General features: G+C 71.5%; 9 protein-coding genes. 7 read left to right on the top strand and 2 right to left on the bottom strand.

Annotation, left to right across the window (positions count from 1 at the left end; genetic code table 11):
• Positions 1 to 13: 13 nt before the first annotated feature.
• From AC069T_RS10245 to AC069T_RS10215, 7 genes are all read left to right on the top strand, one after another.
• Complete coding sequence (locus AC069T_RS10245) at positions 14 to 2611, top strand: family 78 glycoside hydrolase catalytic domain (protein WP_478782308.1); 2598 nt, start codon at positions 14 to 16, stop codon at positions 2609 to 2611.
• 507 nt (positions 2612 to 3118) lie between these two features.
• Positions 3119 to 5596: a beta-glucosidase gene (locus tag AC069T_RS10240; protein WP_478782307.1), complete on the top strand. Its 2478-nt coding sequence runs from the start codon at positions 3119 to 3121 to the stop codon at positions 5594 to 5596.
• A gap of 99 nt (positions 5597 to 5695) precedes the next feature.
• Positions 5696 to 6964, top strand: coding sequence for an ABC transporter substrate-binding protein (locus AC069T_RS10235; protein ID WP_478782306.1), 1269 nt, complete (start codon positions 5696 to 5698; stop codon positions 6962 to 6964).
• A gap of 25 nt (positions 6965 to 6989) precedes the next feature.
• The gene (locus tag AC069T_RS10230; RefSeq protein ID WP_478782305.1) at positions 6990 to 7784 is read left to right on the top strand and encodes an IclR family transcriptional regulator; all 795 of its coding nucleotides are present in this window, start codon (positions 6990 to 6992) and stop codon (positions 7782 to 7784) included.
• A 100-nt stretch (positions 7785 to 7884) separates the two neighbouring features.
• Positions 7885 to 8871, top strand: a complete 987-nt coding sequence (locus AC069T_RS10225) for a PDR/VanB family oxidoreductase (protein WP_478782304.1) — start codon at positions 7885 to 7887, stop codon at positions 8869 to 8871.
• A 42-nt stretch (positions 8872 to 8913) separates the two neighbouring features.
• On the top strand, positions 8914 to 10134 hold the full coding sequence (locus AC069T_RS10220; protein ID WP_478782303.1) for a cytochrome P450: 1221 nt from the start codon (positions 8914 to 8916) through the stop codon (positions 10132 to 10134).
• Positions 10135 to 10198: 64 nt separating this feature from the next.
• Positions 10199 to 11287 carry an S-(hydroxymethyl)mycothiol dehydrogenase gene (locus AC069T_RS10215; RefSeq protein ID WP_478782302.1) on the top strand — a complete coding sequence of 363 codons (1089 nt, stop codon included), beginning with the start codon at positions 10199 to 10201 and terminating at the stop codon, positions 11285 to 11287.
• Positions 11288 to 11429: 142 nt separating this feature from the next.
• On the opposite strand, the gene AC069T_RS10210 is transcribed toward AC069T_RS10215, so the two are convergent.
• Together AC069T_RS10210 and AC069T_RS10205 are read right to left on the bottom strand one after the other, a co-directional pair.
• Positions 11430 to 12278: an SCO4651 family lipoprotein gene (locus AC069T_RS10210; RefSeq protein WP_478782301.1), complete on the bottom strand. Its 849-nt coding sequence runs from the start codon at positions 12276 to 12278 to the stop codon at positions 11430 to 11432.
• 47 nt (positions 12279 to 12325) lie between these two features.
• Positions 12326 to 14389 carry an NAD(+) synthase gene (locus tag AC069T_RS10205; protein WP_478782471.1) on the bottom strand — a complete coding sequence of 688 codons (2064 nt, stop codon included), beginning with the start codon at positions 14387 to 14389 and terminating at the stop codon, positions 12326 to 12328.
• Between the last annotated feature and the right edge of the window lie 68 nt (positions 14390 to 14457).

Here is a 14457-nt window from a genome sequence, read left to right as displayed (position 1 = left end):
AAAGGCTCACCCCGTGTTCCCCCCTCCGCCCTCCCCGGTGTCCTTCGAGCACCTCCCGGACGGCCTCGCGCTCGGCATCGGCGTCCCGGCCCCCCGCCTGACGTGGCGACTGCCACCGGATGGCGGCCCCCAGCAGGCGTACGAGCTCGAGGTCGTCCGCGGGACCCACGCCCACCGCACCGGCCGGACGGAAGGCCGCGACCAGGTGCTCGTGGCCTGGCCCGGCGCGCCACTGGCCTCGCGTGAACGCGCGGCCGTACGGGTGCGTGTCTGGACGCACGGCGCTGACGAACCGTCACCGTGGAGCGAGCCGCGTGTCGTCGAGGCCGGGCTGCTCTCGCCGGCCGACTGGCGCGCCGTCCCGGTGAGCGCCGGCTGGGACGAGGACCCGGCGGCCGACCGCCGCCCGGCCAGGGTCCGCAAGGACTTCCGCCTCGACCGGCCCGTCACGCGCGCCCGCCTTTACGTCACCGCGCACGGCCTGTACGAGGTGGAGATCAACGGCCGGCGCGTCGGCGACGAGATCCTGGCTCCGGGCTGGACCGTCTATCCGCACCGCCTGCGCTACCGCACCCACGACGTCACCGGCCACCTCACCGAGGGTGCCAACACCCTCGGCGCCTGGCTCGGCGACGGCTGGTACCGCGGCACCTACGGCTTCGACGGCGGCACCCGCAACATCTACGGCACCGACCAGTCGCTCATCGCCCAGCTGGAACTGACGCACGACGACGGCACCCGCACCGTCCTCGCCACGGACGGAACCTGGACCGCCGCCCCCGGCCCCATCCTGGCCGGCGGACTCTACGAGGGCGAGACCTTCGACGCCCGGCTGGACGACCCCGGCTGGGCCACCCCGGCCGGTGCCGGTGGCGCGCGGTGGACGCCCGTCCGCACGGGCACCCGTGATCCCGCCACCTTCGTCGCGCCCCTGGGGCCACCGGTGCGCTGCACCCAGGAGATCACCCCGGTCACGGTCACCCGCACCGAGGACGGCCGCCACCTCCTCGACTTCGGCCAGAACCTGGTCGGCCGCCTCCGCCTCACCGTCGACGGCCCGCCCGGCACCACCGTCAGGCTCCGGCACGCCGAGGTACTGGAAAATGGCGAACTGGCCACCCGCCCGCTGCGCGAGGCCCACGCCACCGACACCCTGATCCTCTCCGGCCGGCCGCTCACCTGGGAACCCCGCTTCACCCTCCACGGGTTCCGCCACGCCGAAGTCAGCGGCTGGCCGGGCGCGTTGACGCCGGACATGGTGACCGCCCGCGTCTACCACACGGACATGCGCCGCACCGGGTGGTTCGAGTGCAGCGACCCGCTCGTCAACCGCCTGCACGAGAACGTCGTGTGGAGCATGCGCGGCAACTTCGTCGACATCCCCACCGACTGCCCCCAGCGCGACGAACGCCTCGGCTGGACCGGGGACATCCAGGTCTTCGCCCCCACCGCGAGCTACCTCTACGACTGCGCGGGCCTCCTCGACTCCTGGCTCACCGACGTCGGTCTGGAACAGCTCCCCGACGGCACGATCCCCTGGTACGTGCCCGTCATCCCCGGCGAGCCGATGTGGACACCGATCCATCCCGGAGCCGCGTGGGGAGACGTGGCCGCACTGACCCCGTGGACGCTCTTCCAGCGCTTCGGCGACCTCGAACTCCTGCGCCGCCACTACCCCATGGCCAAGGCATGGGTCGACCTGGTGGAACGCCTGGCCGGTCCGAGCCGCCTGTGGGACACCGGCTTCCAGCTGGGGGACTGGCTGGACCCGGCCGCCCCGCCCGACGACCCGGCTGCGGGGCGTACCGACCGCTACCTCGTCGCCACCGCCTACTTCGCCCACTCCGCCCGCCATCTGGCTCTGGCCGCAGCCGAGTTGGCGAACCACGCGGACGCCGCGCGGTACTCGGCGCTCGCCGACGAGGTGGCCGACGCGTTCCGGCGTCGCCATGTCCTGCCGTCCGGCCGCATGACGAGTGACAGCGCCACCGCCTACGCGCTCGCTCTCGCCTTCTGCCTGCTGACCCCGCAGCAGCGCCAGCGGGCCGGAGACCGTCTGGCCGAACTGGTCGTCGAGGATGACACGCGGATCGCCACCGGCTTCGTCGGCACCCCTCTGATCTGCGACGCGCTCACCGACACGGGTCACCTCGACCTCGCCTACCGTCTGCTGCTGCAGACGCGGTGCCCTTCCTGGCTGTACACCGTGACGATGGGCGCCACGACGATCTGGGAACGCTGGGACAGCCTGCGCCCCGACGGCTCCCTCAACCCCGGTGGCATGACCTCCTTCAACCACTACGCGCTCGGTGCCGTCGCCGACTGGCTGCACCGTGTCGTCGGCGGCATCACCGCCACGGCACCCGGTTACCGCACGATCGCCTTCCGGCCCCGTCCGGGGGGCGGCATCACCTGGGCCAGGACCCGTCACGAGACGCCCTACGGGACAGCGGCGCTGTCCTGGGAGCTGACGTCCACCGGGCTGACGGCGCGCATCACGGTGCCGGAAGGCTGCACGGCCACCGCCGAACTCCCCGGCCGTGATCCCGTCGCCCTGGGGGCCGGCGACCACGTCCTGGACACGGCGGGCCGCACGGCAGACGCCGCCTGAGAGCAACGCCCCGAACAGCGGAGTCCGGCGCGCGAGTGAAATGCGCCGGACTCCTCCGTATGCATGGACTGGAAATTCGGTATCAGCCTTGTCGATGAACGTCATCCATCGCGCCGATAAAGACGGTTCCGACCGGCTGTTTCATTGAAATCTCCGCGTGCATTTCAAATAGAGCAGGTTTATATCAGCTGGTCATGGCGGTGAACTGGATAACCGGCGTCCGAGGGTTGACCTGAGGCGTAACAGGCCATAGTTTCCCGTTCATTGGATGAAACGCTTCACGAGACGGTGTCGTCGGACGCTGGAATCGATTGCCGTGGGACGCGGCAGCGGTCGTCTCGAAAGAAGCCGGAACGGGACCGCGCCAGGTGCATGCGTGGCGCGTGTCGCACTTTTCCGATCCTCGTCGAGCGGGGGCCGGCCGTGAACCTGACCCGTCGGCCGGCCCCACCCCTCCCCTTTCGCGGCGGCCCGCCGAGCGCCGCCCCTTCCGCCCGGAGAGCCGCTGTGAACAGACGAACATTTCTCTCTGCCGCCGCCTTCACCGCCCTGGCCGCGAGCATGGCACCCGTCGTGAGCGGCCCCGCCGCCGCCGCGGCACGCACCGCCGCGCAGGACCGGGCCGACGCACTCCTCGCCCGGATGACAGCGGCCGAGAAGGAGGCCCTCGTCCGGTGCGACTTCGCGGCCGTCTCCCACCTGGGCATCCCGGCGCTCACCATGGCCGACGCCTCCGCAGGCCTCAGGGGCGAGCGAGGCGTCACCGCCTTCCCGGTTCCCGTGGCCCAGGCGGCGACGTTCGACGAGGACCTGGCCGCCCGCCTCGGTGACGCGATCGGCGCGGAAGGCCGGGCCAAGGGCTACAACAACCTCCTCGGCCCCACCGTCGACGTCACCCGGACCTGGCACTCCGGCCGCCAGTCCGAGGGCATGGGGGAGGACCCGCTGCTCGCGGGGCGCCTGGGAGCGGCCCTCACCGTCGGCATGCAGAACCGGCACGTGGCGGCCACGGTGAAACACTTCGCCGCCTACACCCAGGAGACGAACCGCTTCTTCACCGACACCGGGGTATCCGGCCGGGCCCTGCACGAGATCTACGAAGCGCCGTTCCGGCACGTGATCGCCGCCGCCCCGAGCACGTCGGTCATGATGGCCTACCCGAAGATCAACGGCACCTTCGCGACGCAGCACCCCGCCCTGTTCGACGACCTGAAGCAGGGCATCGGCCTGCAGGGCTACACCGTGCCCGACTTCTGGGCCGGTGACGACCAAGTGGCCGCAGCGCGGGCCGGCATGGACCTCGCGGGACTCGGCCCCGGCGCGGTCAAGATCGCCGCCGGAGCGCTCACCGGCGGCGCGATACCCGGCGCCCGGCTGGACGACGCGGCCCGCCGCATCCTGGTCACGATGTACGCCAACGGTCTCTTCGACCACCCCGTACCCGCCCCCGCAGCCGACGTCAGTACCCAGGAGCACCAGGACCTCGCCCACGAGGCCGCCGTCGCCTCCCTCGTGCTCCTGGCCAACCGCTCCGCCGCGCTGCCCCTGCCCTCCACGATCAAGTCGCTGGCCGTGATCGGCCCCGCCGGCCCCGACGCGTTCACCGGTGTCGCCGGGTCCGCGTACGTCGATCCGGGAACCTGGACCACCCCGCTGGCCGCCATCCGTGCCCGGGCCGGCAGCACGGTGAAGGTCACCCACGCCCAGGGCACCAAGGGGGACCGGCCGCTCAGTACGGTCCCCTCGTCCGTGCTGCGTACCCGCACCGGAGCCACCGGCCTGACCGCCACCTACTACGCGGGCTCCGACACCGCGGGCACCCCTCTCGCCACCCGCACCGACGCGCAGGTCGACTTCACCTCCGCCCCGCTGGACGGCCTGCCGGACGTGTGGTCGGCGACCTGGACCGGCACCCTCGTACCCACCACCACGGGCCTGCACCGGTTCTCGCTCCTCCCCGCGGGAACCGCCACCCTGAAGATCGACGGGGTGACGGTCGTCTCCGGCACGCGGCACAGCCGCCGCTTCTTCCTCGGCCCGTACGACTACCCCCTCCAGGGCACCGCCGCGCTGTCCGCCGGCCGTGCCGCCACCGTCGAACTGACCTACACCAACGCCACCACCGACCCCGGCACGTGCGGTCTCACCCTGGGCTGGCAGCCCGACTCGCTCATCCCCGCCGCCGTCGAGGCGGCACGCGCCGCCGACGCCGCCGTCGTGTTCGTCAACCGGGTCGCCGGCGAGGACATGGACCACGAAGGACTCGACCTGCCCGGCGACCAGAACCAGCTGATCGCCGCCGTCGCCGCCGCGAATCCGCGCACTGTCGTCGTCCTCAACACCGACGGCCCGGTGGCCACCCCCTGGCTCGGCGACGTCGAGGCCGTACTCCAGGCGTGGTACGGAGGCCGCGGCATGGGCACGGCACTCGCGGCCGTCCTGTTCGGCAGCAGCGACCCCGCCGGCCGCCTGCCCGTCACCTTCCCCGCCGACGCCGGCCAGGGACCGGGCACCACGACGGCGGCCTACCCGGGCCGCGGCGGCGTCGTCACCTACGACGAGGGCACCGCCGTCGGCTACCGCTTCTTCGACAGCAGGGGACAGCGGCCCCGCTTCCCGTTCGGCCACGGACTGTCCTACACGACCTTCGCCCACGGCTCCCTCGAAGCGGCGTACGACAGGAACACCAGGAGCGTGTCGCTGGCCGTGACCGTGACCAACACCGGTTCACGCAAAGGCACCGAGGTCGTGCAGATCTACGCCGGCCTGCCGAGCGCCGCCGCCGCCGAACCCCGCCGCCTCGTCGCCTTCCGCAAGGTCACCCTCGCCCCCACGGCCTCCCAGCGGCTCACGGTCACCATCCCCGTGCAGGACCTGTCCGTGTGGAACGCGGGCGCCTGGACCCTCGTCCCCGGCAGCTACACCTTCGCCACCGCCCGCAGCTCACGGGACCTGACCGCGCAGCGCGTCGTCACCCTCGACTGACAGCGGCCGGGCCGGCGCGTCACGCCCCCGTGCCGCCCGGCCCGCCCGCAATGACCGGCATGTCGTCCACCCGCCCCACTCCCTGCCCGGAGGCCACCCGTGCCCCGCAGAGCCCGTCCACTTCACCACACCGCGCCTCTCGCCCTGGCCATGGCGCTGCTGAGCGGCTGTGCCGTCCTCGGCGACAGCGCCGCGCCGGACAGCCGGGTGTCCGTCCTGGCCAACATCACCGACAGATCCTCGATGCAGGCCGTCGTGGCGAGCTTCCGCAAGAAGCACCCCGACATGGACGTCACCGTGGAGTACGCCGACACCAACACGCTGCAGAAGGAGCTTCCGCGACGGCTGCGCCGTGGCGAGGGGCCGGACGTGTTCACCGTCTGGCCCGGCAACGGCAACCCCGCCTCGGTCGTCGCCCTGGCACAGGACCACCACCTGGAAGTGCTGACACTGCGCCGCTTCCACCGCACTATGCCGTCAAGTGTCCGGCCCGTCACCGACGTGGGTGTCGGCACCTACCTGGTCCCGGTGACCTTCAGCGCCATCGGCGCCATCTACTCCACGGAGACCCTCAAGGAGATCGGCGGCACCCGCCCCCGCACCTACAGCGGCCTGCTCGCCCTGTGCGACACCGCCCGCCGGTACGGGAAAGTGCTGTTCGCCCTGGGGAACAAGACCCCCTGGGTCACACAGCTCGTCGACTACGCCCTCGCCGCCACGACCGTGTACGCCCACGACCCCGACTTCGACACCCGGATGGACGACGGCAAGAGGACCTTCGCCCGCTCCGGCTGGCGCCAGGCCATGGCCAAGTACCTGCAGATGAGGGACCGCGGCTGCTTCGGTACCGACCCCCTCGACACCACGTACCAGGACGCTCTCGACCAGGTCGCCGACGGGGCGGCGGTGGGCGTCGTCCAGGTCGCCGGCACGCTCGCCGCCCTGCGCGCCGAGGCCCCCGCCATGCACTTCCGGATGGCGGCACTGCCGGCCACCGAAACCCCCGACGAGACCCGCATGCCCTCCGCCGTCTCGGCCGCGTACGGACTCAACGCGCACACCCCCCACCGCAAGGCGGCCTTGGCGTTCATCGACCACCTGGGCTCGGAACGCGGCCAGAATCAGTACAACCGCTCCGGTGCCACCCTCCCGGCACTCCCCAACGACTCGTTTCGCACCGACCCCGCCGTCACGGAGGTGGAAAGACGGCAGAAGGACGGCACGACGGTCCCCTTCATGGACCAGCGGTGGCCCAACTCGGCGGTTCAGCAGACCCACTTCGCGCAGGTACGCGGTCTCTTCGCGGGCACCACGGACATCGCCGGTGCCCTGGCCGCAATGGACCGCGCCTACCGGAACGAACGGTAGGGGCACCACGTCGGGACGGCTCGCGATGAAGACACCCCACCGCGAATCGGTGCTCTCCAGGGCGGCTCGCATCCTCGAGGCGTTCAGCCAGGACGAACCGGCGCTGACCGTCTCCGACATCGCACGCCGCACCGGTCTGCACGTGGCCACCGCCTCCCGGTTTGTGGCCGAGCTGGTGGCGCACGGATTTCTCAGCAGGGACGACGACCGCAGAGTCCGGATCGGCGTCCGGCTGTGGGAACTGGTGACGCGGGCTTCACCCACGCTGTCGCTGCGCGATGCCGCGATGCCCTTCATGGAGGGCGTGCACGACGTCGTGGGTCACCATGTCCAACTGGGCGTCCTGGACGGCGAGGACGTGCTGTTCCTCGAACGCCTCTCGGCTCCGCACGCGGTGATCAACTACACCCGTGTCGCGGGGCGGCTGCCCCTGTACGCCTCTTCCAGCGGCCTGGTGCTCCTCGCCCACGGCCCCGCCGACCTCAGGGAACACGTACTGGCCGGCCGGCTGAGGGCCCACACCCCGGCCACCCCGGCCACGCCCGCAAGGCTGCGCACGGCCCTGGCCGAGGTCCGGCGACAGGGTTACGCCTACTGCCCCGGGTACGTCCACGAGGACGCCCTCGGGGTGGCTGCCCCCGTACGCGGCGCGGACGGCGCGGTGGTGGCCGCGCTGTCGGTCGTCGTCCCCAACGGCCCGGACGCCCACGCCGTGATCCCCGTCGTGCGGACCGCCGCCCGCGGCGTCTCCCGCGCCATGGGCACGCGCACCGCACAGGACGTGCCACCCGACGGTGACGACGGCACGACACCCGGATGACATCCGCACGAAGTCCACCTCTCACTGAATGAGAACGCCGTCGCGGCACGGCGACCCCCTCACGCATGCTTCCTGCAATCCACAGACGGGGGACGACAACGTGGTCGTACACAACCTGCTGCCGAAGGCTCCCCAACAGACTGACTGTGACGCCACGTTGGTGATCCGGGCCAAGGACATCGTCGCGGACGGCGTCGTGTCGCTCACCCTCGCGCACCCGGACGGCGCGCGCCTCCCGGACTGGACACCCGGCGCGCACATCGATCTGATCCTTCCCGAGGGGACGACCCGCCAGTACTCGCTCTGCGGCGACCGGTGGGACCCGCACACCTACCGCGTGGCCGTCCTGCGCGAACCCGCCGGGCGGGGCGGATCGGCATACGTACACGACCGGCTCGTGCCGGGCGACACGGTCGGCGTCGGCGGCCCGCGCAACCACTTCCCGCTGGTGCCGGCCGACCGGTACCTGTTCATCGCGGGGGGCATCGGCATCACCCCACTGCTGCCGATGATCGACGCGGCTGAACTGATGCAAGCCGACTGGACGTTGCTGTACGGCGGCCGCAGCAGGGCCTCGATGGCCTTCAGTGACCGGCTGACCGCGGCGTACGGGGACCGCGTGCACGTCAGCCCGCAGGACGCGTGCGGGCTGCTCGACCTTGCCGGGTGGCTGGCCGTACCGGTCCCCGGGACCAAGGTGTACTGCTGCGGGCCCGGGCCCCTGCTCGAGGCCGTCCAGAACGCCTGCGCCACCTGGCCGCCGTACAGCCTGCGCACCGAACGCTTCGCCGCCTCCGCCCGTACGGAGGCCGTGCACGGCGAGCCGTTCGAGGTGGAACTGCGCCGCAGCCGCCGGACGGTGACCGTCTCCCGGGACATCTCCGTCCTCCAGGCCCTACGCCTGGCGGGCGCCGACGTGCTCTCCTCCTGCGAACAGGGCACCTGCGGCACCTGCCTCACCCCGGTGCTGGAAGGCACCCCCGACCACCGGGACTCGGTCCTCGCCGACCACGAACGCGCGGCCGGCGACTGCATGCTCCCGTGCGTGTCCCGCTCCCGCTCGGACCGCCTGGTCCTCGACCTCTGAGCCGAGCCCGCCCGCTCCCGAACCCCTTCCGCTGGAGCCCCCATGACAGAAGCACCGGCCGCCGGCGTCCTGCCGCCCACCAGTGACGCGGACCCGTTCGCCGCCGCACATCTGGAGAACCCGGAACCCCTGCACCGGGCGCTGCGCGAAACCGGCCCCGTCGTCCGCCTCTCCCGCTACGACGACGTCCACGCCCTGACCCGGTACCGCGACGTACACGCCGCGCTCGTCGACTGGCAGAGTTTCCAGTCCGCCGCGGGCGTGGGACTGGCCAACTTCCGCCACGAGAAACCCTGGCGAGCGCCGAGCCTGCTGCTGGAGGCCGATCCGCCCCGCCACGACGCCCCGCGCCGTGTGCTGCGGGAGATCCTCGCGCCATCCGCGCTGCGCCGGCTGCGAGAGGCCTGGCAGCCGGTCGCCGACGAACTCGTCGACACCGTACTGACCGAACAGGGAACGGAGTTCGACGCGTTCGAGGCGCTCGCCAAGGCGTTTCCGCTGCGTGTCTTTCCCGATGCCGTGGGCCTGGGACCCGACGGCCGTGACAACCTCCTGCCCTACGGCAACATGGCCTTCAACGCCTTCGGACCCGTGAACGACCTCGTGAAGGCGGACGCCGCACGGGTGGCGGAGTTGTCGGCCTGGGTGGACGCCCAGTGCACCCGCCGAGCCCTCCGGGAAGGGGGCTTCGGCGCGCGCGTCTGGGCAGCCGCCGACCGCGGGGAACTCACCCACGCACAGGCACCGCTGGTCATCCGCTCCCTGCTCACCGCCGGAGTCGACACCACCGTGCACGGACTGGCCGCCACCCTCTACGCCTTGGCCTCCCACCCCGGGGAGTGGCAACGCCTGTGCTGCCGACCGGAGTTGGCCCGCACGGCGTTCGACGAGGCGGTGCGCTGGCAGTCGCCCGTGCAGACCTTCTTCCGCACCGTGACGACGGACGTGACCGTAGCGCGGACGACCCTTCGCGAGGGCTCGAAGATCCTCATGTTCCTCGGCTCGGCCAACCGGGACCCGGCCCGCTGGAGCGACCCCGACCGCTTCGACCTCGCCCGCGACCCCTCCGGTCACGTCGGCTTCGGCATGGGTATCCACCAGTGCGTCGGCCAGCACGTGGCCCGCCTGGAGGCCGAGGCCCTGCTGACCGCCCTCGCCCGCAGGGTGGACCGCATCGAGCTCGCCGGGACACCGCGGCGGCACCTCAACAACACCCTGCGTTCCTGGGCCTCCCTCCCGGTGCGCGTACGCCCCGCGAAGTGAACCTCCCGTCACCACCACCCGGATCGCAGTGGCCGAAGACCACGCAGTCGAAAGGACCCCACCCATGCCCCAGCACGTACGCGGCGTAGTGGCCCACGCCGAGGGACAGCCGGTACGCGTCGAGACGGTCGTCGTGCCCGACCCGGGACCCGGGGAAGCGGTGGTGAAGGTGCGGGCCTGCGGCGTCTGCCACACCGACCTGCACTACCGCGAGGGCGGCATCGGCGACGGTTTCCCCTTCCTCCTCGGGCACGAGGCGGCCGGCGTGGTCGAACAGGTCGGCGCAGACGTCACGGACCTCGAACCCGGCGATGCCGTCATCCTCAACTGGCGCGCGGTGTGCGGTCGTTGCCGTGCCTGCCGACGCGGTCGCCCGCAGTACTGCTTCGACACGCACAACGCGCGGCAGAAGATGACCCTCACCGACGGCACCGAGTTGTCACCCGCCCTCGGTATCGGCGCCTTCGCCGAGAAGACACTCGTCGCCGCCGGGCAGTGCACGAAGATCGACCCGGCCGCGTCACCCGCCGCGGCGGGACTGCTCGGCTGCGGGGTGATGGCGGGCATCGGGGCGGCCATCAACACCGGGGGAGTGGGCCGCGGTGACACAGTGGCCGTCATCGGCTGCGGAGGCGTCGGTGACGCCGCCGTGGCCGGTGCCCGGCTGGCCGGCGCGGCGAAGATCATCGCCGTGGACATCGACGACCGCAAACTGGCGACCGCGCTGGCGATGGGGGCCACGCACGCCGTCAACTCCCGCGAGAGCGACCCGGTCACCGCGATCCGTGAACTGACCGGCGGTTTCGGCGCCGACGTCGTCATCGACGCCGTCGGCCGGCCGGAGACGTACCGGCAGGCGTTCTACGCCCGAGACCTGGCCGGCACCGTCGTCCTCGTCGGCGTCCCCACCCCGGACATGCGGCTCGAACTGCCGTTGCAGGACGTCTTCGGCCGCGGCGGAGCGCTCAAGTCCTCCTGGTACGGAGACTGCCTTCCGTCCCGCGACTTTCCCCTGCTCGTCGACCTCTACCGCCAGGGCCGCCTCGACCTCGATGCCTTCGTCAGCGAAACCGTCTCCCTCGACGAGGTCGAGGACGCCTTCGCCCGCATGCGCAAGGGGGAGGTCCTGCGTTCGGTGGTCGTTCTCGGTTGAGCACCCCTCACCGGCTTCGTCAGCGCCGAGTGGGGCTCCGCGGGACGGACCGTGGCCCGGCCGCCCCCAACGGCCGGCCCACCCCGTACGTGTCAGCCCGTTCGTGTCAGCTCGTACGTGTCAGCCCTACGTGTCAGCCCTTTCACTGCCCGAGGGACTGGTCGCGCAGCTTCGCCGTCTCCTCGGAGAGGTCCCCGGTGTCGGCGGCGGGCGGGGCCGTGATCGTTTTGCCGGCACCGAACTTGAGGAAGTCCATCCTGACGTCCATTCCGCCGCCGTGCTGCTCCAGGCGTACCGGCAGGTCCTTGCCGTCGACCCAGATGTCCAGGACCAGCTTCCCGTTCGGCGTCGCCGTCAGGGACTTGATGGCGGCCCGCTTCTCCGGGGCGGTCAGCTTGGACGCGTTGACCTGGTCCGCCCCGACACTGCCGCGGTAATGGGTGGCCCTCTTCCCGCGGATCGTCTCCTCGCCGAGGTCCTTCACGTTCTTCGAGGCGCCGATGTAGCGCAGGCCCGTCGTGGGGTCGGCGTTCTCCTCGATGCTCTTGGCGCCCGACTCCCCGAGCACCGCGGAGACATCGACGCGCATCCAGTGCTTGCCCTTGAGGGGGCCACTGGGCTGCGGATCCACCTCGTAGTAGTACGCCCCGTCGACCAGCTTCATCGTCAGCGTCGGGTCGTCCTGGAGGGACTGCATCTGCGCGTTCTCGGTGTCCATCTCGACGTCGAGCGCGGTGCCGTTCCCCCAGGAGTACGTGCCGTTCATGGAGACCGGCTTGCCGCTGCCCGCGGTGAGTGTGGTCGTCGACTCGATCTCCGCCGAGCCCAGTCCGGACGCCTTGTCGGAGGCGCGGGCGAGCGCCGCCATGACGGTGTCGGCGTGCCGGACGGCGTCGGCGGTGTTCTTCGCGGCCTCCGCGCCGCACGCGCTGGTGGTGACCAATGCGGCGGCGGTGATGCCCGCCCATGCCGCGGTCCGTCTGTGCTTCATGTGTCCCGCCCCTGTGTGTGTCATGTGCACGTGCTGAGAAGCGGACTCTATCCGGGGCGGGATCCGGGGTTTTCCTCGCCGGTGATGTTCCAGCGCGCGAGGTCCCGCAGCCACGCGTCCGCCGTGCTGTCGGAGGGGGCGCGCCAGTCGCCTCGCGGGGAGAGGGAACCGCCGGCCGACACCTTCGGCCCGTTCGGCATGGCTGACCGCTTGAACTGCGCGAACCCGAAGAAGCGGCGGCAGAACACCTCCAGCCAGCGCCAGATCTCCGGCAGGTCGTACTCGCCCCGCTTCGGCAGGGGGAAGTGGGGCGGCCAGGCACCCGCCTCCTTGTCGTGCCAGGCGTGCCAGGCGAGGAAGGCGATCTTCGACGGCCGGAACCCGTACCGCAGCACGTGGAAGAGGGTGAAGTCGTGCAGCGCGTACGGTCCGATCTTGGACTCCGTGGACTGGAGTTCCTCGCCGGGCACGAGCTCCGGACTGATCTCCGTGTCGAGGATCGCCGCCAGGGTCTTCCCGGTCTCCTCGTCGAACTGCTCACTGCCGATGACCCAGCGGATCAGGTGCTGGATGAACGTCTTCGGTACGCCGGAGTTGACGTTGTAGTGGCTCATCTGGTCGCCGACGCCGTACGTGCACCAGCCGAGGGCCAGCTCGGACAGGTCACCGGTGCCGAGCACGATGCCCCCGCGCTGGTTGGCCAGCCGGAACAGGTAGTCGGTGCGCAGCCCGGCCTGCACGTTCTCGAAGGTGATGTCGTACACCGGCTCGCCGGACGAGAACGGGTGCCCGATTTCCTTGAGCATGAGGCGTGCGGTCGGCGTGATGTCGAGTTCGGCCGCGGTGATGCCGAGCGAGCGCATCAGCTTGTGCGCGTTGTCCTTGGTGTGGTCGCCGGTCGCGAAGCCGGGCAGCGTGAAGCCGAGGATGTCGCTGCGCGGGCGGCCGGCGCGGTCCATCGCCCGGGCGGCGACGATCAGCGCGTGCGTGGAGTCCAGGCCGCCGGACACGCCGATCACGACCTTGGGACCGCCGATCGACGCCAGCCGCTGCTGGAGACCCGCCACCTGGATGTTGTACGCCTCGTAGCAGTCCTGGGCGAGACGGTCCGCGTCGGCCGGCACGAAGGGGAACCGCTCGACCCGGCGCTTGAGGCCGAGGTCCGCCGTGGGCGGGTCGAGCCGGAACTCCACCTGCCGGAAGCTCCCGGTACGCGCGGCGTGGGCACGGCGGTTGTCGTCGAAGGTGCCCATCCGCTGACGCTCCTGCCGCAGCAGGTCGAGGTCCACGTCGGCCACGGCGTACCGGTCGTCCTGCGGGAAGCGTTCGGTCTCCGCCAGCAGGACGCCGTTCTCGTAGATCATGGTCTGGCCGTCCCACGACAGGTCGGTCGTGGACTCACCGAGTCCCGCCGCCGCGTAGACGTAGGCGGCGAGACAGCGCGAGGACGCGGAGCGGCACAGCAACTTCCGGTCCTCGGCCCGGCCGACCGTGATCGGGCTGCCGGAGAGGTTGGCGAGGACGGTCGCACCGGCCAGGGCGGCCTCGGCGCTCGGCGGCACCGGCACCCACATGTCCTCGCAGATCTCCGCGTGCAGCACCAGCCCGGGCACGTCCTGCGCCGCGAAGAGCAGGTCGACGCCGAACGGCACGGCCGCGCCGCCGATCCGGATCGTGCCGCCGCGCTCGTCGTCCCCCGCGGCGATCTGCCGCCGCTCGTAGAACTCGCGGTAGTTCGGCACGTAGGACTTGGGCGCGATGCCGAGGATGCGGCCGCGGTGCACGACCACCGCGCAGTTGTAGACACGATGGCGGTGCCGCAGCGGGGCGCCGACGACGAGCACCGTCATGAGGTCCGCGGTACCGGCCACCAGGGTCTGGAGTGCCTGCTCGACCTCGTCGAGGACCGTGTCCTGCAGCAGGAGGTCCTCGATCGAATAGCCGGACAGGCACAGTTCCGGGAAGACCGCGACGGCGACTCCCTCCTCCGCACACCGGCGCCCCTGCCGCAACACGGCCTGCGCGTTGGCCGGCGGGTCGGCGATGGCGGCATGGCCGGTGCACGCGGCGATCCGCGCGAATCCGTGCTGATAGATCGACCAGAAGTTCATCGAGACTCCGCATCCGTCCAGTGCCCGCGTTTCCGGGCCGGTGGTGCGCGTACCCGGAACGCCCATGA

The organism is Streptomyces sp. NPDC043867, from assembly GCF_056435845.1.
This window is presented reverse-complemented; position numbering and strand designations above follow the sequence as displayed.

Bases quoted from the DNA above. Each gene is read 5' to 3' on its own strand.
- AC069T_RS10215 (WP_478782302.1), top strand. From the start codon at position 10,199: ATGCCCCAGCACGTACGCGGCGTAGTGGCCCACGCCGAGGGACAGCCG.
- AC069T_RS10220 (WP_478782303.1), top strand. From the start codon at position 8,914: ATGACAGAAGCACCGGCCGCCGGCGTCCTGCCGCCCACCAGTGACGCG.
- AC069T_RS10205 (WP_478782471.1), bottom strand. From the start codon at position 14,389: ATGAACTTCTGGTCGATCTATCAGCACGGATTCGCGCGGATCGCCGCG.
- AC069T_RS10230 (WP_478782305.1), top strand. From the start codon at position 6,990: ATGAAGACACCCCACCGCGAATCGGTGCTCTCCAGGGCGGCTCGCATC.
- AC069T_RS10210 (WP_478782301.1), bottom strand. From the start codon at position 12,278: ATGAAGCACAGACGGACCGCGGCATGGGCGGGCATCACCGCCGCCGCA.